17 protein-coding genes are annotated in these 16,631 nt (G+C 71.5%); 12 read left to right on the top strand and 5 right to left on the bottom strand.

The window, feature by feature from the left end:
• Positions 1-106 precede the first annotated feature (106 nt).
• On the bottom strand, positions 107-313 hold the full coding sequence (locus tag OEIGOIKO_RS37295; protein WP_125057736.1) for a hypothetical protein: 207 nt from the start codon (positions 311-313) through the stop codon (positions 107-109).
• Between the two features lie 508 nt (positions 314-821).
• Between OEIGOIKO_RS37295 and OEIGOIKO_RS37290 the strand changes: the two genes are divergently transcribed.
• The 3 genes from OEIGOIKO_RS37290 to OEIGOIKO_RS37280 all read left to right on the top strand — a co-directional run bounded on the left by OEIGOIKO_RS37290 (position 822) and on the right by OEIGOIKO_RS37280 (position 3,053).
• Positions 822-1,010 (top strand): hypothetical protein, encoded by a 189-nt coding sequence (locus tag OEIGOIKO_RS37290; protein WP_125057735.1) that lies wholly within the window; start codon positions 822-824, stop codon positions 1,008-1,010.
• A gap of 124 nt (positions 1,011-1,134) precedes the next feature.
• Positions 1,135-2,154: a GNAT family N-acetyltransferase gene (locus OEIGOIKO_RS37285; protein WP_246177803.1), complete on the top strand. Its 1,020-nt coding sequence runs from the start codon at positions 1,135-1,137 to the stop codon at positions 2,152-2,154.
• A 230-nt stretch (positions 2,155-2,384) separates the two neighbouring features.
• Complete coding sequence (locus OEIGOIKO_RS37280) at positions 2,385-3,053, top strand: alpha-ketoglutarate-dependent dioxygenase AlkB family protein (RefSeq protein ID WP_125057734.1); 669 nt, start codon at positions 2,385-2,387, stop codon at positions 3,051-3,053.
• Between the two features lie 36 nt (positions 3,054-3,089).
• On the opposite strand, the gene OEIGOIKO_RS43315 is transcribed toward OEIGOIKO_RS37280, so the two are convergent.
• Positions 3,090-3,707: a pyridoxamine 5'-phosphate oxidase family protein gene (locus OEIGOIKO_RS43315; RefSeq protein WP_246177802.1), complete on the bottom strand. Its 618-nt coding sequence runs from the start codon at positions 3,705-3,707 to the stop codon at positions 3,090-3,092.
• Positions 3,708-3,825: 118 nt separating this feature from the next.
• On the opposite strand from OEIGOIKO_RS43315, the gene OEIGOIKO_RS37265 reads away from it, so the two are divergent.
• Positions 3,826-4,134, top strand: a complete 309-nt coding sequence (locus tag OEIGOIKO_RS37265; protein WP_246177801.1) for a DUF2277 domain-containing protein — start codon at positions 3,826-3,828, stop codon at positions 4,132-4,134.
• On the opposite strand, the gene OEIGOIKO_RS37260 is transcribed toward OEIGOIKO_RS37265, so the two are convergent.
• Both OEIGOIKO_RS37260 and OEIGOIKO_RS37255 read right to left on the bottom strand, forming a co-directional pair.
• Positions 4,074-5,072: an endonuclease/exonuclease/phosphatase family protein gene (locus tag OEIGOIKO_RS37260; protein WP_125057733.1), complete on the bottom strand. Its 999-nt coding sequence runs from the start codon at positions 5,070-5,072 to the stop codon at positions 4,074-4,076. The two genes, OEIGOIKO_RS37265 and OEIGOIKO_RS37260, sit on opposite strands and share 61 nt — an antisense overlap.
• A 313-nt stretch (positions 5,073-5,385) precedes the next feature.
• Positions 5,386-6,003 carry a flavin reductase family protein gene (locus OEIGOIKO_RS37255; protein WP_125057732.1) on the bottom strand — a complete coding sequence of 206 codons (618 nt, stop codon included), beginning with the start codon at positions 6,001-6,003 and terminating at the stop codon, positions 5,386-5,388.
• Positions 6,004-6,528: 525 nt separating this feature from the next.
• On the opposite strand from OEIGOIKO_RS37255, the gene OEIGOIKO_RS37245 reads away from it, so the two are divergent.
• The 3 genes from OEIGOIKO_RS37245 to OEIGOIKO_RS37235 all read left to right on the top strand — a co-directional run bounded on the left by OEIGOIKO_RS37245 (position 6,529) and on the right by OEIGOIKO_RS37235 (position 10,453).
• Entirely contained in the window at positions 6,529-7,683 is a 1,155-nt protein-coding gene (locus tag OEIGOIKO_RS37245) for a right-handed parallel beta-helix repeat-containing protein (protein WP_125057730.1), read from the top strand.
• 251 nt (positions 7,684-7,934) lie between these two features.
• The gene (locus tag OEIGOIKO_RS37240; RefSeq protein ID WP_125057729.1) at positions 7,935-8,462 is read left to right on the top strand and encodes a DUF4232 domain-containing protein; all 528 of its coding nucleotides are present in this window, start codon (positions 7,935-7,937) and stop codon (positions 8,460-8,462) included.
• Between the two features lie 380 nt (positions 8,463-8,842).
• Positions 8,843-10,453, top strand: coding sequence for a M4 family metallopeptidase (locus OEIGOIKO_RS37235; protein WP_174857270.1), 1,611 nt, complete (start codon positions 8,843-8,845; stop codon positions 10,451-10,453).
• A gap of 141 nt (positions 10,454-10,594) precedes the next feature.
• On the opposite strand, the gene OEIGOIKO_RS37230 is transcribed toward OEIGOIKO_RS37235, so the two are convergent.
• Complete coding sequence (locus OEIGOIKO_RS37230) at positions 10,595-11,053, bottom strand: nuclear transport factor 2 family protein (RefSeq protein WP_125057727.1); 459 nt, start codon at positions 11,051-11,053, stop codon at positions 10,595-10,597.
• Positions 11,054-11,153: 100 nt separating this feature from the next.
• Here OEIGOIKO_RS37230 and OEIGOIKO_RS37225 point away from each other — a divergent pair, with 100 nt between their 5' ends.
• The 5 genes from OEIGOIKO_RS37225 (at position 11,154) to OEIGOIKO_RS37205 (ending at position 16,544) form a co-directional block, all read left to right on the top strand.
• Positions 11,154-11,738, top strand: a complete 585-nt coding sequence (locus tag OEIGOIKO_RS37225; protein ID WP_125057726.1) for a TetR/AcrR family transcriptional regulator — start codon at positions 11,154-11,156, stop codon at positions 11,736-11,738.
• 357 nt (positions 11,739-12,095) lie between these two features.
• On the top strand, positions 12,096-12,344 hold the full coding sequence (locus tag OEIGOIKO_RS37220) for a hypothetical protein (RefSeq protein WP_125057725.1): 249 nt from the start codon (positions 12,096-12,098) through the stop codon (positions 12,342-12,344).
• A gap of 2 nt (positions 12,345-12,346) precedes the next feature.
• Positions 12,347-12,559, top strand: coding sequence for a hypothetical protein (locus OEIGOIKO_RS37215; RefSeq protein WP_125057724.1), 213 nt, complete (start codon positions 12,347-12,349; stop codon positions 12,557-12,559).
• A 260-nt stretch (positions 12,560-12,819) separates the two neighbouring features.
• Positions 12,820-14,163: a sensor histidine kinase gene (locus OEIGOIKO_RS37210; protein WP_125057723.1), complete on the top strand. Its 1,344-nt coding sequence runs from the start codon at positions 12,820-12,822 to the stop codon at positions 14,161-14,163.
• 254 nt (positions 14,164-14,417) lie between these two features.
• Positions 14,418-16,544, top strand: a complete 2,127-nt coding sequence (locus OEIGOIKO_RS37205; protein WP_125057722.1) for an ArnT family glycosyltransferase — start codon at positions 14,418-14,420, stop codon at positions 16,542-16,544.
• Positions 16,545-16,631 lie beyond the last annotated feature (87 nt).

The raw sequence follows: 16,631 nt of genomic DNA, 5'->3' as shown, positions 1-16,631 counted from the left end.
GGATCGGCGGGCGAGGCGGGAGAGGCGCCTCGCCCGGACCTTTCGTGTGCCGGCAGGCACACCCGGTGGGATGCCGGATGTGCCCGCCATCAAGGCGCTGGGGCAATCAGTCCTGCGCCAGGTCCCCGAATCGGGCCGCCGAGTTCCAGTTGCCACTGCCCCAGTTGTGCGAGGCGTGGCTCGGCGCGTTGGTGTACTTGCTGATGTTGACGAGGTCGTCGTCGTGACCGTGGGCCTGGGCCGCAACGACGCCGGCGGCGGACAGGCCCACCACCGCGAGGCCGACGAAGAGCGGACGCATGACAGAACGCATACCAACATCCTCCTTTGAGGCGTGCTGAGAGTGACTGACGCTTCGATTCAACCCTCGGCGATCGGTCATATGAAAGGAGAAACGCGCCTTTTCTGACGATTTACCCGGTTGGCCTAAGGGAGGGGGGAAGGAGACGGAGGTAAGGGAGAGAGGGGGAAGTGTGCGGAGGGGTGGGGAGGGTGGGGTGGGCTGTTGCTGCGGAAAGAATGTCGGCGGCCGGCGGGACAGCAGGGGCCGACGGGGACTTCGGCGGGGACGGAAAGGGACGGGAGCGGGGGGCCGTTGGGGTCACCCGTTCGGCTCATGGGTGTGGCGGAACGTGGACGCAGCGTGAGCGGAGGGTGTGGGTCTGGACACATATGGAGAATCCCGTACGCCGGGCATGTAACGGTCATGGCAGGTCAGCCGCCTGCGAATGGTGCCCCCGCCGATGCCGACGCAGTGACGCGGCGGGCGGGGGGACTTCGGGGAGGGGACGTTGTCAGTGGCCGCCCCTAGCATGTACGGCATGTCCCCAACTCCTTCCCCCTGCACGGGCGCGCCCGTTGCTGCGGCCGACGCGAACGAAGCGATCCGGCGGTTCGTGCGTGCCCGCCGCGGCCGGTCGTGGACGGCTGAGGACCGTGCGGAGTACGCGCGACTGCTGGAGATATGGACGCTCGCGGCCCGCGGGGGTGTCGTCGAGGCTGCCGTCTGAGCCGACTGCAGGCCGCTGCCGCGAGGGTGCAGGCGGGGGCCGGGGACGGCGGAAGGGAAAGCCGCGACGGCGCGTGATCGGAAACCATTGGCGGTGCGGGGCGTACCGCTGCTTGGATGCGGGCGTGAACGCTGCCGAGATGGACGAGAACCGCCACGCCGACCTGCTGCTGGAGCAGTTGCTCGGCCGGATCGAGGAGTACTACGACGCCGTTCCGCGCACTGGTGCCCTCGCCGAGGACTTCGGGACGCTGACCCTCTTCGTACGCGACGGACGGGGCTGGCCGTACTACGCGCGGCCCGCTCTCGGACGGACGGGGGACGCGGTGACCACCGCCGAGGTGGAGCGGGTCCGCGGCCGGCAGCGGGAGCTGGGCGTGCCGGAGAACTTCGAGTGGGTGGCCGAGAACTCGCCGCACCTGCGCGCCGCGGTGGAGGAATCGGGGCTGGTGGTGCATGAGCACCCGCTGCTCGCCCTGGATCTGAGCAGGGGGCGGGCAGCGGAAGGCGCAGTGGCTGGTGGGACGGGTGGGGAGGAAACGGGGGCGGGGGCGGTACCGGGGGCTGCGGCCGGAGCGGGAGCTGCCGGTGGGGCCGGGGAGGCGGTGTGCGTCCGGGTGATCGAGGACGGTGACCCGGCGCTGCCGTACGCCGTCGCCGTACCGTATCTCGCCTTCGCGCAGCCCGACACCCAGGTGGGCGCGGCGGGCGCCCGCGAGCTGGCGGAGGCGGCCCGGCAGCTCGTCGGGGACGGGTCGGTGGACGTCGTGGCGGAGCGCATACGGGACGGGTACACCGCGGTGGCGGTGGCGGAGGAGGACGGCGTCGCCCTGAGTGCCGGCCAGCATCAGCCGGTCGGCGCGGTCAGCGAGGTCGTCGGCGTGGGGACACTTCCCAGCGCCCGCCGCCGCGGTCTGGGTCTCGCGGTGACCGCCGCGCTGGTGGCCGACGCCCGTGAGCGGGGCGTCCGTACGGTGTTCCTGTCGGCGAACAACGACGAGGTGGCACGGATCTACGAGCGGATCGGTTTCCGGCGGGTCGCCACCGCGCTGATCGCGGAGCCGGCGGAGACGGCGGGGGCCGAGGAGAGCGGAGAAGCTGTGGAAGCTGTGGAAGCTGTAGAGGCTGTAGAGGCTGTGGAGTAGCCGATAGTCCCGGTCGGTGAGGGAAAATGGGGCGGGAAAGGGTGGAGGGGCGCGTGCCCAGCCGCCCGCGCGCCTACCGGGAACGGAATCGGGGCCAGGATCAAGACGTCAAGGCGCCAAGGCACCAAGGCACCAAGGCCAGGTAGGGGTCTGGGTCAGGACTGAGACCAGGGCCGGGATCAGGGTCGGGGTCAGGGCCGCGCCGGACCGGGAGTGAGGTTGTTGTGGACATGCCCTTGCCCGGCTTCGGCGGCCCGGAGCCGGTACGCTCCCGGCCCGCGCCGGGTGCGGTGCACGTGCCGGGCTGGCTGTCCCTGGAGCGGCAGCGGAAGCTGGTCGCTGCCTGCCGCGACTGGGCGCGGGGGCCGGTTCCGCTCCGGCACACCCGGCTGCCGCGCGGCGGCGTGATGTCCGTACAGACGGTGTGCCTCGGCTGGCACTGGCAGCCGTACACGTACCGGCGCACCGCCGACGACGTCAACGGCGCTCGTGTCGCCGCGTTCCCGGACTGGCTGGTGGAGCTGGGGCAGGCGGCGCTGGCCGACGCGTACGAGGACACGGCCGCCGGGGTCGGCTACACGCCGGACACCGCTCTGATCAACTTCTACGACGGCCGGGCCACGATGGGGATGCACCAGGACAAGGACGAGCGGTCCGGCGACCCGGTCGTCTCGCTCAGCATCGGCGACACCTGCGTGTTCCGCTTCGGGAACACCGAGTCCCGCGGGCGTCCCTACACCGACGTCGAGCTGGCCTCCGGCGATCTGTTCGTGTTCGGCGGACCGTCGCGGTTCGCCTACCACGGGGTGACGAAGGTACGTCCGGGGACCGGCGACCCCGCGACGGGGCTGGCGAGCGGGCGCCTCAACATCACGCTCCGGGTCACCGGGCTGGAGTAGGAGGAGAGCCTCGTCCTCCGCCGGGTCCGCCGGCTGCTACTGGGCCGTGCCGGCCAGCAGCCAGCGGTCGACCGGCACCTCGAAGAGCACCCGGCCCGAGCGTCCCGAGGCCGACGGGGGCGTCGCGGTCACGTCCCAGTCGTACTTCGCGAGGAAGGCGGCGACGACGTCGGAGGGCACGGCGGGGTCGGACGGTACGGCTGCCGCGGCAGACGGTACGGCTGCGGCGGGCGGCACGGCTGCGGCGGACGGTACGGATGCGGCAGGCGGTACGGATGCGGCCCCGGGGGTCGGTTCGGCGTCCGGAGTGGCCGCGGCGCCTGGCGGCACGTGCCATGTCCGGGCGTGTCCCTCCGCCACGACCGGGGCCTCGCCGCCCTCCAGGGCCAGCGAGACCCGCGGGTCGTTCTCGATGTTGCGCAGCTTCACCGAGGCGCGGTCCGCGCCGATCCACCACGTGCCGCGTACGAAGACGAACCAGACGGGCGTGACGTGCGGCGAACCGTTCCGGCGCAGCGTGCACAGCCAGACGATCCGCTCGGTGGCCAGGCGGCCGCGGACGGCCGGGGCGAGGTTCGCTGGATCCGTGAGGTCCGGTGAGCGCTCGGCGCCGGAGGAAGGGGCGGAGGGCCGCGCGTGATCCTGATCGTTCATGTCGGCATTCCAGCAGAGAAGGGGAGGGAGGAGAACGGCGGGACACCATTTCGAGCACATGTTTGATTGAGTGGGGGAATCGCCTGCCGCGGCCGGGCCGGGGAGGCACACTGGAGACATGTGCCGCAGCATCAAGACGCTCAGGCCCCCAGCCACGCCCGACGTGACCGAGGACGACATACGGGCCGCGGCTCTCCAGTACATCCGCAAGGTCTCCGGATTCCGCGCGCCGGCCGAGCACAACCGGGAGGTGTTCGAGCAGGCCGTGGACGCGGTGACGGCCGCGACCCACGACCTGCTGGCCGGGCTTCACATACGGGGCCGCAGCGGCGGCCACGGCCATGGTGACGGCGGTGACGGGACCGTTCAGGCCTTGGGGGCCTTGGGGGCTTCGGGCAACTCCAGCAGCGCGCGCACCGGCAAGTGATCGCTGGGGAACTGACCGCCTTCGGAGAACGTGTCGATCACGGCGCGGTGGGTCCGGATCGACGGTGACGTGAGTATCCAGTCGATCCGCTCGCCGTCCCGTACCAGCGGCCGGTAGCCGTGGTAGGTGGCGTACAGGGTGCTGCGCGAATCGGCCGTGTCCCAGCTGTCCACGAGTGAGCCCCGGCCGAGCATCGTGTCGTACACCGGGTTGTTGTGGGCGGGGACGTTGAAGTCGCCGGTGACGATGCGCGGGATCGCCGGGTCCAGCGCGCGCAGCCGGTCGGTGATCAGGGTGGCGGAGCGCTCGCGCGAGTACTGGTTGAGGTGGTCGAGGTGGGTGTTGAGGGCGTAGAACTCACCGCCGGTACGCAGGTCCCGGAAGCGCACCCAAGTCGCCATCCGGATGACCGTGTTGCCCCACGTCGCCGAACCGATCAGGTACGGGGTGTCGGAGAGCCAGAAATGGTCGTACTCGACCGGGGTCAGCCGACGGATGTCGTAGAAGAGGGCGGCGAATTCGTCGCGGCTGCCGCCGGCCCGGCCCGTGCCCAGCCAGGCGTAGTCGTCGCCGAGGTCTTCCGCGATGTCCTGCAGCTGGTGGTAGAGACCCTCCTGCGTACCGATCAGGTGCGGCGCGGCCCGGTGCAGCAACTCCCGCATGACCGGGCGGCGTTCGGGCCAGGAGTTGGGCCGCTGGTCCGAGGCGTACCGGAGATTGAACGTCATGGCGCGCAGCCGCCGGTCGCCTCGGGCGGCGTGCGCGGCGCCCCCTCCGTAAGCGAGGGCCGGTGTACCGACCGCGGTCGCCGCGACGGCGCGCAGTGCCGTACGGCGGCTGAAGGGCCCCACGGAGGCGCGAGCGGCGCCCGCGGAGTCCGGTGCCGCGTCCGTCGGGAATTCCGGCACCGCGGCGGAACAGCCCGTCGATCTGGTCATCGCATCTCCAGTGGCCGGTGGCCCGCCACGTCTGCGGGCCGGGTCACTGAAGAGTCTCGGAGACCAGGGTGATGCGGAAGTGGACAGAAGGGGGAGGGGGTCGAAACGCGCTACTCGAAACGTGCCACTCCCCTGGCGTCTGCCGGTGTCCGCCGGGCGCGCGAAGCCGGGTGCCTGCACCTGCCGGATCCGGGCGCCGGGCGCCGGCCCCTCAGCGCCCGGTTCCGAACGCCCGCTCCCGAACGCGCCTCCGGCCGCCGGTCTCCGGCTGCCGGTCACCCAGCTCCGGCTCCGGCTCCGGCTCCGGCTCCGGTCAGGCTCCCGCCGCCGGGCCCTGCCAGTCGGCGTACCGGATACGGGAGATCTCCCGTACGTCGCCGGTCGTCCCCCACTCGTCCTTGCCGAGCCGGGACAGCGGCCGCATCTTCCGGATTTCCGGATGGCCGTCGGTCATGACCTCTTCCGCCACGGCGGCGTGCACCACCCGGCCGAAAACGACGGTCGAGTCACCGAACCGCAGGGTGCTGTGCAGTTCGCACTCGAAGGCCACCGGCGAGGCGGCGACCCGCGGTGCCTTGACCCGCAGACCCGGTTCGGAAGCCACCCCCACCGCGTCGAACTCGCTCACCCCGTGCGGAAAGTCGGTCGCCGTCTCATTGATCTGCCCGGCGAGTTCCTCCGGCGCGAAGTTCACCACGAACTGGCCGGTCTCCTCGATGTTGCGGAGGGTGTCCTTCCGCCCGACGGCCGAGAACTGCAGGACGGGCGGCGCTACGCAGGCGATGTTGAAGAAGGAGTGCGGGGCCAGATTGGCCACGCCCTCGCCGGAGATGGTGGATACCCAGGCGATGGGCCGCGGCACCACGGTCGCCGTGAGCAGTCGGTAGAAGCCTTGCCGGTCGAACTGTGCGGGGTCGAAGTCGATACGCATGAAGATCAGTATCCATCCCTGCCGATCTGTGGCCCAGCGCCGCCGTGCCACCGGCCGCCGCACCGCCGTACCGCCGTACCGCCGTACCGCCGTACCGCCGCACCGCCGCACCGCCGCACCGCCGCACCGCCATACCGCCGCGAGGCAGTTCGGGCACGGGTACGGGGGGATCACCACCGCGAGGCCGTTCCACGTCGGTGCATCAGCTGATCCCGCCGGCCGACAGCGTGGTCCACCGGAAGAAGCCCGTCGTACTCAGAGTGGGTGTGGTCGCGCCGAGTGCGACCGCCGTCGCGATACCCGGGCGGGCGAGCATACGGGAATGCACCGGCTCAACCCCACTGTCTCCATGGGAGACGCCAGCAAGCGCAAGCGTCGCACGCGTCCCGCAGACGCCCCAGCCCCACCCACACCGCTCCCCCAAGCGGCAACCTTTCCCTCCCCCGCGGCGACAAGGACATGTGCGGCCCGGGCACCGAGCCCGGCCGGCCGCCGCTTCCGTCCCCCACGAGAGGAACAACTGCCGTGCGCAGCAACACCGGTCGCCACCGCAGGACCCGCACCCTGACCGTCGTCACCGCCGTCGCGGCGACCGCCGGCGCGGGAGGTGCCTGGCTCGCGCTCGCCCCCGGTACGGCCGGGGCGGCCTCCCAGGCCGTCGTCGTCTCGACCACCGCGGCCCTCCAGGACGCCGTCGCGCATGCCGCGGCAGGCACCACCATCCAGGTGCGCGGCGGTACGTACTACCCGACGAGCAGCCTCAAGAGCTCCGCCGACGGCACGCCCACGGCCCGCGTCACTCTCGCCGCGTACGGCAGCGAGAAGGTGCGGATCGACGGTTCGAAGCTGCCCGCCGGATCCTGGCTGGCCGGGATATCCGGTGACTACTGGACCGTACGGAACCTCACCTTCCAGAAGTCGCCCGCGCACGGCTTCGTCGCCACGTCCTCCACCGGCGGCGTCTTCGAGAACCTGGTGACCGCCGACAACGGCAACTCGGGCTTCACCCTGCGCGGCGAAGGCACCAACGACAACCTCGTACGGAACCTGGACAGTCACGGCAACTACGACCGGGCCACGCACGGCCAGAACGCGGACGGCATCGCCGTGAAGTTCGGTTCGGGCCGCGGCAACCGGATCACGGGGGCGCGGCTGTCCGGCAACGCCGACGACGGGCTGGACCTCTGGAAGTTCGCCGGTCCGGTCACCATCGAACACACCTGGGCCTACGGCAACGGCAAGAACCGCTGGCACGACCCCGCCTTCGAGGGCAACGGCAACGGCTTCAAACTGGGCGGCGGCGGTACGGTCGCCCCGCACACAGTGATCAACAACGCGGCCTGGGACAACACGCTCCACGGCTTCACCGAGAACAGCAACCCCGGCGCGACCACCCTCCAGCGCAACACCGCGTACGCCAACCGGAAGGCGGGCTTCTACTTCGCCACGGGCACGGCACGGCTGGCCAAGAACCTGGCCGCCGCCAACGGTGACCGCCCCGCCAAGGTGGGCTCCGCCGCCGTGTCGGCCGGGAACAACTGGGACCGCGGCGTGGCGACGCCCGCGTTCCGGTCCACCGACGCCCGTACCGCGTACGGGCCCCGCCGGGCGGACGGCTCACTCCCGGCGACCAGCTTCCTGACCACCGGGAACGCTCCCATCGGGTCGACCATGAACTGACCGGTACGGCACCCGCCTCACCGTGCCCCATCCCTACCCGTCCCTCCCCGCCCCTCCCCGTCCCGCGACGTTAGCCGGGTGTTAGCCGTCCATCAGCGCCCGCCCGCAGGGTGGAGCGCACGGGGACAAGGAAGGCCGTACCAGCCCGCCACCGCACCGGGGCACGTGTCGAAGTGCGTGTAGGGGGCAGGCGGGTGGGTGCATCACGAGCGTTTTCCCCGGAATGCCGGGGAAGAGGGAGTTGATCAGACATGCGTGGTCTGCGTACGGCAGCCGCCGTTGCCGCTGCCGCCGCCCTGGCCGCCGGAGCGAGCGCGGGCGTCGCCTCCGCCGCCGGCCCGGAGGCGCCCCGCGCCGCAGCCTGCCAGCCGGGGACACTGAAGGTCACCACGACGGACGCGGGCGGGAGCCAGGCCGGAATGAACCACGCGGGCACGTACCTGCGGATGGAGAACGTCGGCAAGAGCACCTGCACGATTTCCGGCTACCCGGGGCTGGCGCTGGAGGGCGCCGGGCACACGGCGATCAAGACCACGGCGCGGCACGGTGACACGTACTTCGCCAAGGACCCGGGCGAGCACCCGGTCACGCTGAAGCCGGGCAAGAGCGCCTACGCCGACCTCGTGTGGACGCACACCGGCGCGAACACCGCGCACGCCAAGTACCTGCAGGTTTCGCCGCGGGGCGGAAACGGACACAGCGTGCTCCCGTTCGACCAGGAAGTGGACAACGGCACGCTGTCCGTGACCGCTTGGTCGGCGAAGCTGCCCACCCCCTGAGGCAGCGTTCCGTCGCGGTACGGAGGTCCGGCGTCCGATGGCGGCGCCGGGCCTCCGGCATGCGGTACGGCGATGGCGTACACCACGTCAGGCCGACCGGCCGCCCCGCGGACCCGCCGCCGAGCAGCCCTCGGCCTCCACCCCGCACGCCATCAGCCGTTCACAAAAAGGGTCTGCAACCGACCAGAAATCGGCGACAAACAACCGCATTTCGGCAAACCCCCTGTGAAATCCTTGTTGAAGACCTGACAAAGGCGGTCGGGTGATGGCACTCTCCTCTCGATTCACTCCTGCACCACCGGGCGGCCCGACAGGGCCCGCCCTCCCCCTCATTCGGGCCGCACCCATGCGGCTCGCGCTAGGAGACTGAGTTGAGACGCATGACCTCCACCCCCCGCAAGTACACCCTCCGTGCCGCCGCGCTGGTCGCCTCCGCCGCGATGGTCGCGGTCACCGTCCAGACCGGGTCGGCGACCGCGCAGCCCGACGCCGCGACCGGCGCGTCCGCCGTCGCGCTGTCCGCCCAGCAGCGCGTGACCGCGATCAAGAGCGCGCAGGCGGAAGCCGCCGGCACCGCGCAGAAGATCGGCCTCGGCGGTCAGGAGAAGCTCGTCGCCCGCGACGTCATCAAGGACGCGGACGGCACGGTGCACACGCGCTACGAGCGCACGTACGAGGGCCTGCCGGTCCTCGGCGGGGACCTGGTCGTCCACGAGAAGAAGAACGGCACCCGCACGGTCGACAAGGCGACGCAGGCCAAGATAGCCGTGTCCACCACGGACGCCGCCCAGCCCGCCGCCTCCGCCAAGAAGAGCGCGCTGTCCGCCTCCGCCGCCGAGAAGAACACCAAGGCCGAGGCCAAGGACGCGCCGCGCAAGGTGATCTGGGCCGCCTCCGGCAAGCCCGTCCTGGCGTACGAGACCGTGGTGACCGGCGTCCAGAAGGACGGCACGCCCAGCGAGCTGCACGTCATCACCGACGCGAAGACCGGGGCCAAGCTCTTCCAGGACGAGACGATCGAGACCGGTACGGGCACCAGCTCGTACAGCGGCACCGTCCCGCTCACCACCACCAAGAGCGGCAGCACCTACAACCTCACCGACGGCGCCCGCGGCGGCCACAAGACGTACGACCTGCGCCAGGGCACGTCCGGCACCGGCACGCTCTTCACCGACGCCGACGACAAGTGGGGCGGCGGCCGCCAGACCGCGGCCGTGGACGCGCACTACGGCGCGGCGGTCACCTGGGACTTCTACAAGAACGTCCTCGGCCGCAACGGTATCCGCAACGACGGCAAGGGCGCCTACTCCCGCGTCCACTACGGCAACAGCTACGTCAACGCCTTCTGGCAGGACTCCTGCTTCTGCATGACGTACGGCGACGGCCAGAACAACGCCAACCCGCTGACCGCGCTCGACGTGGCCGCGCACGAGATGAGCCACGGCGTCACCGCCGCCACCGCCCGGCTCAACTACAGCGGCGAGTCCGGCGGTCTGAACGAGGCCACGTCCGACATCTTCGGCACGGCGACCGAGTTCTACGCCAACAACGCGGCCGACAAGGGCGACTACCTCATCGGCGAGAAGATCAACATCAACGGTGACGGCACGCCGCTGCGCTACATGGACAAGCCCTCCAAGGACGGCGCGTCGAAGGACTACTGGTCCTCGTCGCTGGGCAACGTCGACGTGCACTACTCCTCGGGCCCGGCGAACCACTGGTTCTACCTGCTGTCCGAGGGCAGCGGCACCAAGACGATCAACGGCGTGACCTACAACAGCCCGACCTACGACAACTCGAAGGTCACCGGCATCGGCCGCGACAAGGCCGAGAAGATCTGGTACCGCGCGCTGACCACGTACTTCACCTCCACCACGAAGTACGCGGGCGCCCGCACCGGCACGCTGAAGGCCGCCGCCGACCTGTACGGCGCCTCCAGCACCGAGTACAAGACGGTCGCGGCCGCGTGGACCGCGATCAACGTGAAGTGAGCACGGTGAACATCGTGTGACGCCGGTCCCGGCGCGCCCGTCGTCGTCAACGGCGCGCCGGGACCGCCGCACGGCTCCGCCCCGCCGGGACCCCCGGCGGGGCGGAGCGCGTTGCGGTCACGGACACCGCGCGGGCTCAGGTCACCGGACCGGAATGAGGCTCCCGGCCTCCTCGGCCGGCCGCGGGCCGAAGATCCGCCGCTCCGCCTCGCTGATCCGTACGTCGTTGATGCTCGCCTCGCGGCGCCGCATCAGCCCCTCGCCGGTGAACTCCCACAGCTCGTTGCCGTAGCCGCGCCACCACTGGCCGGCGGCGTCGTGGAACTCGTACTGGAACCGCACCGCGATCCGGTCGTCCTGGAAGGACCACAGTTCCTTGCGCAGGGCGTAGTCCAGCTCCCGCGACCACTTCTCGCGGAGGAAGGCCGTGACCTCGGCGCGGCCGGTGAGGAACGTGTCCCGGTTCCGCCAGACCGTGTCCTCGGTGTAGGCGAGGGCCACGTGTTCGGGGTCGCGGGTGTTCCAGGCGTCCTCGGCGGCCTGGACCTTCTTGAGCGCGCTCTCCCGGTCGAACGGCGGGAGCGGGGGGCGTGACGTCATGACGGACTCCTTGCAGGAGGAACCACACGGAGAACGAGCGTTCTCCGCGTCGTCCGCTACTCTAGAGAACGATCGTTCTCGGCGACAACGGGAGGCCCTCGTGCACCAGGAAGAAGCCCGGGTACGGCTGCTCGACGCCGCCGAGGAACTGTTCTACGCCCGCGGCATCCAGGCCGTGGGCATGGACGAGATCCGTGCCGCGTCCGGAGTGTCCCTGAAGCGGCTGTACCAGTCCTTCCCTTCCAAGCACGAACTGGTGGAGTCCTACCTGCGGCACCGTGACGAGCGCTGGCGCGCGGCCCTGGCCGGCCATGTGCGGGAGCATGCCGCCACGCCCGAGGACGCGCCGGCGGCCGTCTTCGACTGGTTGCACACCTGGTTCACCACGCCGGGCTTCCGGGGGTGCGCCTTCCTCAACGCCTTCGGTGAACTGGGCGCCGTCTCCGAAGGTGTGGCCCGTGCCGCGCGCGAGCACAAGGACGCCGTGCACGCGTACGTGGCCGGCCTCGTACGGGAACTGCCGGCCGACGATCCGGCCGCCCTGGCCCAGCAGTTGGCGCTGCTGATCGACGGCGCCATCACGACGGCCACCATCAGCGGCGACGCGGACACGGCCCTGCGCGCCCGCGACGCCGCCGTGACGCTGGTGCGGGCGGCGGCGCCGGGCGGCACGGAGAACGCCTGACAGAACTCCCTCGGGGCGCGATTGCGGGAAAAGTTCAGCGCTCTACGACATGTATTGCGGCGGGCCGCGTACCCCCGAAAAGGGAACGGCCTCATCCCATACGCACATCCTCCGGAACTGCGTCACGGACGACAGCGGCGGATTCCTTCGTCGGGCGTAGCCGGGCGGGTCACCACATTCCCCGTGTCCACGCGGCTGCGCCATTTATCCGGCGAATTGCGCGATGAATTCCGCCTTCCTCTTGCCCGGCCGCCGTCCGAACCGTGACGCTTGCCGTTCTGCCCCTGCCTGCGGGCTCGTCCCGCGAGTACGGGCCAAGAAAAACCGAGCACGAGTTCTACGAGCGAGGAGAACGGCATGGCGTGGACCGCCGGAGGTGGCACCATCGCACCGGGCGTCACACAGGAATGGACCTTCAACTGGGGCGGCAACGGGGACGTCGGCCCGCAATTGATTCAGGCCCGCCCGCTCAACCCCAACGGGCTCTTGTACACCATAGAGATCGGTGAACTGCTGGAAGGCAACAACCACCTTTCCTACCGGGCACGGGTCCGCAATGCCGGGCCCCTGACCGTGACATTCCAATGGCGCGGGGGGAGCGTGTAGTCATGGCCACGATTCAGGTACTGCTCGACGAATCGGGTGCCGTCCTCGGCACCACCCAGGGCCCCGACACCGCATCCGGCGAATCCGCTCCGGAACAGGTGGGCCTCGTGGCCGGTCCCGGCCAGCAGCTGGTCGAGGTCGAGGTCGCCGACGAACTGCTGGCGGGCTCTCCGGCGGAGCTGCACAGCCACCTCAGGACGAACCTGCGCGGCTGACGCAGGGAAGACGGCGCGGCCCCGCTCCTGGGCTCACGGCCCGGGGCGGGGCCGTACTACGGGCAGTGACAGCACCGTTCCCCCGCTTATAGGCATTCGTTACGTAACCGCCGGATTGCCGCAATGGAAGGGAGCCAACATCATGTTCGGCGTAGGGTTTCCTTCCGCCCCACCGCCCCGTAACCACCGACTGGAAACACTGTGCACCTCCCCCGCTCACGGCCACTCCCCGGGCAGCACCGGTCCCGGCGGGCCGTACGGTGAGCGCCGGTACGGCGGGGGCGCGTAGGCACCGGTGGCGGCTGCCGTCCTGGACGGCGACGCTGCGGTGGAAGGCCGCGCTGTTCATCATGGTGATGTGCTGCTTCCTGGCCGCGGTCCTCGGCGTGCTGGTCCACGTCCTGGTCAGCCGGCAGAGCGAGGAGCAGGCCCGGAACGCTGCCCTGGACCGGCTGGACTCGGTGGTCGAGACATACGTCGCCGGAGAACCGCTCAGCCGTGACGCGGGCCTGGACCCGCCGGGCCTGCCGCCCGCGCTGCGCGACATGGCGCGGCGGGGTGAGCGCGGTACCCAGCTCGGCGAGCGCGACGGCCGCCCGACGATGTGGGCGGTGACCCCCGCCGACGGCCGGGTGCTGGCCGTCGGCCAGGACTACAGCCAGCGGGCGGTGGTCATCCGCGGGCTGGACCAGGCCATCATCGGGTCGTCGGCCGTCGCCATCACCTTGACGCTCATCGTCGGCATCTACGCCACCAGGAGCGTCACCCGGCGGCTGCACCGCACCGCGCAGGTGGCGCGCCGGATCAGCGACGGCGACCTCGACGCGCGGGTGGACGATCCCCGCGCACAGTGCCCGGGGTACGCGCGGGACGAGACCGCCGCCGTGGCCGCCGCGCTCGACGCGATGGCCGCGAGCCTGCAGAGCAAGCTGCACAGCGAACAGCGGTTCACCGCCGATGTCGCCCATGAGCTGCGCACCCCGCTCACCGGTCTGCACGCGGCCGCCGAGCTGCTGCCCGCCGGGCGGCCCACCGAGATGGTGCAGGAGCGCGTCCAGGCCATGCGGCGGCTGACCGAGGACCTGCTGGAGATCTCCCGGCTGGACGCGGAGGTGGAGCGCGCCGATCTCGACGTGCACCGGCTGGGGCCGCTGGCCGAGCGCGCGGTACGGGCCACCGGGCTCACGGCGGAGGTCCGGGTGGTACGCGACTGCCGGGTGGAGACCGACCAGCGGCGGCTGGAGCGCGTCCTGGGCAATCTCGTCGCCAACGCGCACAAGCACGGCCGTCCGCCGGTGGTCCTGACCGTCGACGGGCCGGTCGTCACGGTGCGCGACCACGGCGACGGTTACCCCGACGAGCTGCTCGCCGAGGGCCCGCAGCGCTTCCGTACCCGGCCCGGGAAGGGCCGCAAGGGCGGCGGGCACGGCCTCGGGCTGACGATCGCCGTCGGGCAGGCGCGTGTCCTCGGTACGACCCTGCGCTTCTCCAACGCTCCCGACGGCGGCGCCGTCGCCGAACTCACCGTCCGCCGGCCGGACACGGAACGGCGCCCTGCGGGCGACAGCACACCGCCCGGGGAGGACGGCCGCTCCGGCGCGTAGGACGCCTCCGTCCGCACTCCGCATTGTCCGGGAAACGGTGCCCGGCGCTCCGCCGAGCTGCCCGGTCAACTCCCGGACAATCCACGGTCAATAGCCTCTCGTCCGGCGCGCAACAGAGCATCACCATCGGCACGGAACACGCTCACCCGAACGGGAGGCGGGTGTCCCTCCACACCTGCCGCCCGCCCAGCTTGTCTCCGTCGTCCGCCGACTCCGCCTTGTCCGCGCCCGCGCCCAGAGAGCCTTCCTCCACCATGCCCGCGTTCCCGGCCTCCCCCTCCCCTTGCGAACCGTCCGCCACCACGACCGCACTTGCGTGTATCGCCTCGCCCCGACGGCCGCGTCGTCGCGTCGAGTTCTGGCGCTCCCCCGAAGGCCAGCCTCCCTGGGCGCGCCCCGTCCTGCTCGGCATCGCTGCCCTGGCCGGGCTGCTGTACGCCTGGAACATCACCAGTAGCGGTCTGGCCCCGTACTACTCGGTCGCCGCCCGCAGCATGACCGAGAGCTGGAAAGCCTTCCTGTTCACGGCCTACGACCCGGCCGCCACCCTCACCCTGGACAAGATCGGCGGTTTCCTGTGGCCGCAGGCCCTCTCCGCCCGCCTCTTCGGCTTCCACGACTGGGCCCTGACCCTGCCCCAGTGCCTCGAAGGCGTCATCAGCGCCCTGGTCCTCTTCCGCGTCGTACGCCGCTGGCAGGGCCCCGCGGCCGGCCTCCTGGCCGCCGCCCTGTTCACCCTCACCCCCGTCACCGCCTCCCTGTTCGGCCACGCCATCCCCGACGCGGCCCTGATCATGTGCCTGCTGCTGGCAGCCGACCAAGGCCACAAGGCCCTGTACACCGGCCGCCTGGGCCCGCTGCTGCTCGCCGCCGTCTGGGTGGGCCTGGCCTTCCAGGCCAAAATGCTCCAAGCCTGGCTCATCGCTCCCGCCCTCGCCCTCGCCTACCTCACCACCGCCCCCGTCACCCTGCGCAGGCGCCTGGCCCGCCTGCTCACCGCCACCACCGTCATGACCGCCGTCTCCCTGTCCTGGGCCCTGATGATGACCTTCACCCCGAAGGACACCCGCCCCTACGCCGACGGCACGACGAACAACAGCGCATCGTCGATGGTCTTCGAGTACAACGGCTTCGGCAGGCTCGGGAAGCCGGACGGCGCCGGGGCCCGGACAGGCGCAGCGATCAGCCAGGCCCGCGGCGCGAAGAGCGGCGGCACCGGCGGAACCAGCGGCACCGGCACCGCCGCGGCCAACGGCAACCCCCGGGCCGTCTCCGGCTCGGACGCGGGGAACTATGCCTGGCACAAGCTGCTCACCGTCCGTCTGGCGGCGCAGATCGGCTGGCTCTACCCGCTCGCACTCATCGGTCTCGCCTTCGGCCTCCTCCGCCGCGAACGGCCCCGTACGGTGCGTACGCGTGCCGGGTGGGTGTTGTGGGGCACGTGGCTGCTGACCACGGCGGCGGTGCTGAGCGTCACGCCCGTACCGCACACGGCCTATGCGGCGGCCCTCGCCCCCGCCCTCGCGGCCCTGTCCGCAGCCGGGATCGCGGTCTTGTGGCGTGCCCACCGGGCGGACGGCAGCACCCGTCTCCTCCGTACCGCGCTTCCCGCCACCATCGCCGTCCAAGCCGCCTGGGCCGTCGTTCTCGTCCTGCACCACCCCGGCTTCGCGCCGTGGCTCCCGCCCCTCATCGTGACGGCGGCACTCCTCGGCAGCACGGCACTCGTCCTCCGCGGAAAGGCGCGCCGCCACCGGCTCCCCGCCATCGGTCTCGCCGTCGGCTGCCTCGCCATGTTCGCCGCACCGGCCACCTGGTCGCTCTCCGTGCTGGACACGCGGTACGCGGGCTCGGCGTTCGACGCCCACGCGGGACCGGACGGCCCCGGTTCCCCGAGCCGGGTCTCTCCGTCCGACGGCCCTCCGCAGCCCTCCACCTCCAGCAGCCAACAGCGCCTCTCCCCGGCGCAGCGACGCCTCCTCGACTACGTACAGGAGCACAACGGCCCGGCGGCGTACACGCTCTCCTCGGGCCCGGGCTGGGCCCGGTCCCGGGGCATCCTCGCGACGGGCCTGCCCGTACTGCCCCTGGGCGGCGCCTCCGGTCAGGTCCCGTCCGTCACCCTCGGCGAGTACCGGCGGCTCGTCGCATCGGGCAAGCTGCGCTTCGCCCTGCTCTACCCTCAGGACCGGAGCAGCCAGGGTGTGGCGGACACCGGCGCTCCCGCCACCGAGAACGAGAAGATCGACGCCTGGGTACGCGCCCACTGCCGGAAGGTCGATCCGCGGGCGTACGGCGGCGAACCGGCTCCCGCCACCTCGTCCGGCGACCGCTCGGGCCCCCTGGGCTCCCTCTACGACTGCTCGACGGCGGCGAGTTGACGCGGCCGCGCCGCCGTCACCACCCGTCCCCGGCGCGTCCCCTTGTACGCTGGCCTCCTGTCCGGCGCCGGTACGGAGCCCCCCGCG

Origin of the sequence: Streptomyces paromomycinus (genome assembly GCF_003865155.1) — a bacterium.
GTDB classification, from domain to species: Bacteria; Actinomycetota; Actinomycetes; order Streptomycetales; family Streptomycetaceae; genus Streptomyces; species Streptomyces chrestomyceticus.
This window is presented reverse-complemented; position numbering and strand designations above follow the sequence as displayed.

Coding starts and splice junctions, on each gene's coding strand:
- OEIGOIKO_RS37235 (WP_174857270.1), top strand. CDS start 8,843: ATGACCTCCACCCCCCGCAAGTACACCCTCCGTGCCGCCGCGCTGGTC.
- OEIGOIKO_RS37295 (WP_125057736.1), bottom strand. CDS start 313: ATGCGTTCTGTCATGCGTCCGCTCTTCGTCGGCCTCGCGGTGGTGGGC.
- OEIGOIKO_RS37255 (WP_125057732.1), bottom strand. CDS start 6,003: ATGCGTATCGACTTCGACCCCGCACAGTTCGACCGGCAAGGCTTCTAC.
- OEIGOIKO_RS37240 (WP_125057729.1), top strand. CDS start 7,935: ATGCGTGGTCTGCGTACGGCAGCCGCCGTTGCCGCTGCCGCCGCCCTG.
- OEIGOIKO_RS43315 (WP_246177802.1), bottom strand. CDS start 3,707: ATGAACGATCAGGATCACGCGCGGCCCTCCGCCCCTTCCTCCGGCGCC.
- OEIGOIKO_RS37215 (WP_125057724.1), top strand. CDS start 12,347: ATGGCCACGATTCAGGTACTGCTCGACGAATCGGGTGCCGTCCTCGGC.
- OEIGOIKO_RS37290 (WP_125057735.1), top strand. CDS start 822: ATGTCCCCAACTCCTTCCCCCTGCACGGGCGCGCCCGTTGCTGCGGCC.
- OEIGOIKO_RS37265 (WP_246177801.1), top strand. CDS start 3,826: ATGTGCCGCAGCATCAAGACGCTCAGGCCCCCAGCCACGCCCGACGTG.
- OEIGOIKO_RS37205 (WP_125057722.1), top strand. CDS start 14,418: ATGCCCGCGTTCCCGGCCTCCCCCTCCCCTTGCGAACCGTCCGCCACC.
- OEIGOIKO_RS37260 (WP_125057733.1), bottom strand. CDS start 5,072: ATGACCAGATCGACGGGCTGTTCCGCCGCGGTGCCGGAATTCCCGACG.
- OEIGOIKO_RS37230 (WP_125057727.1), bottom strand. CDS start 11,053: ATGACGTCACGCCCCCCGCTCCCGCCGTTCGACCGGGAGAGCGCGCTC.
- OEIGOIKO_RS37220 (WP_125057725.1), top strand. CDS start 12,096: ATGGCGTGGACCGCCGGAGGTGGCACCATCGCACCGGGCGTCACACAG.
- OEIGOIKO_RS37280 (WP_125057734.1), top strand. CDS start 2,385: ATGCCCTTGCCCGGCTTCGGCGGCCCGGAGCCGGTACGCTCCCGGCCC.